Genomic DNA, 1,253 nt, shown 5'->3' with positions numbered 1-1,253 from the left:
GAAAACCCATGACGATCATCTTCACGCCGGCCGCGATCTGAAGCACGCGTCCGGCGCGCTTCATGCCTTTCTCTTTGGCGAGGCTTTCGGTGAAAAAACGGACGGAAGGATCGGAACATCCACGCCGCTGAACGGGTGCCGAGCTGTGCGATCCCGTTCGACGAGGTTGAGGAAAGCGCCGCTGAATGCGGGTCTGCACGCTGCCGATGGAACGGCGTGGTGCGCCCACTACCGCGTTGCCGGGCCATATTAGCGATCTGGCCCGGCGCGAGAGCACTCCACGTCCACAGAACGGGATTGCACCGGCCGTCACCACTGTCAAAAAATGGCGAAGTGGTGATCCGGCACGGTATCGACGCTTAGCTTTTCCCGCGCTTTGGCGATTAAGCGTTCCAGCGTGGGAATCTCGGGCACCCCTCCGATCACTTCGTCGCCGAGAACCAAGGCCGGCGTGCCGGTGATGTACAACTGCGTGGCGAGCTCGCGATTGCGCTCGAGGGTGTCTTCGATGGCGGGATCTTCCATGTCCCGCTTGAGCTTCTCAACGTCCAGGCCCACCTGTCGTGCGATAGTCAAAATGGAGAATTCGCTGACCTGGCCGCGAGCAGCCATAAGGGCGTGATGAAACGGCTCATATTTTCCCTGTTTGCGGGAGGCGAGCGCCGCCACTGCGGCGAATTTGGAACCCGGTGCCTTGCCCGGATACTCTTTGTAGACAACCTTCAGCTTGGGATCGTTCTTGAGGGCTTGCTGGATGATAGGGTCTTCCGCCCGGCAGTGCCGACAGTTGTAGTCCAAAAACATCACCAGAGGGACGTCGCCATTCGGGTTGCCAGCAGTTGGCGCAGAGGGATCGTTGAAGAGTGCGTCGCGCCGCTCCGGAATGAGCTTCCGCCAATCCGCCTTGAGCAGGCGATGGTTTTCGCGCTGGCGCAGGTGGTCTATAACAGGCGCTGCAAGCCCGGCAAGAAGCAGGGCCAGGATTAAAAGAGCGATATGGCCGGCTCTTGGTTCAGGCATGGGTCAGGCTCCAATCAACAGTGAACGGCAGGGCCGCAAAGAGGGCTTGCGGACCGCGGGACTGGCGCTTCCGTTTGCAGGTCATAAGAATCAACATACTGTCTCCTGAATCGAGGTGGGCTCCTCACGCCCGGGCATCTCCCGTCGCTGCGCTCCGGTCGAACGTTGCGCCCAATGTCGTAGCAAGTTCCGTGCCAATTGCAACAGCGCCGACAAACGCGCAGGTTTCCGGG

Annotated in this window: 2 protein-coding genes; both read right to left on the bottom strand. The window is 60.3% G+C overall.

Annotated features, from left to right (window positions below):
* Window positions 1-277, bottom strand: a 277-nt coding sequence (locus ACWUKX_RS30920; protein WP_456010448.1) for a hypothetical protein, incomplete at its 3' end; no start/stop codon positions are given.
* A 41-nt stretch (window positions 278-318) separates the two neighbouring features.
* A complete protein-coding gene (locus tag ACWUKX_RS30915; protein WP_455851226.1) occupies window positions 319-1,020 on the bottom strand; it encodes a DsbA family protein in 702 nt (233 codons plus the stop codon).
* Between the last annotated feature and the right edge of the window lie 233 nt (window positions 1,021-1,253).

It is taken from the genome of Mesorhizobium sp. f-mel, from assembly GCF_053850215.1.
Note: the sequence above shows the minus strand (reverse complement) of the source record. Positions and strands in the feature narration are given on the sequence as shown.

Excerpts from the sequence above, each read along its gene's own strand:
- ACWUKX_RS30915 (WP_455851226.1), bottom strand. The coding sequence starts at position 1,020 with ATGCCTGAACCAAGAGCCGGCCATATCGCTCTTTTAATCCTGGCCCTG.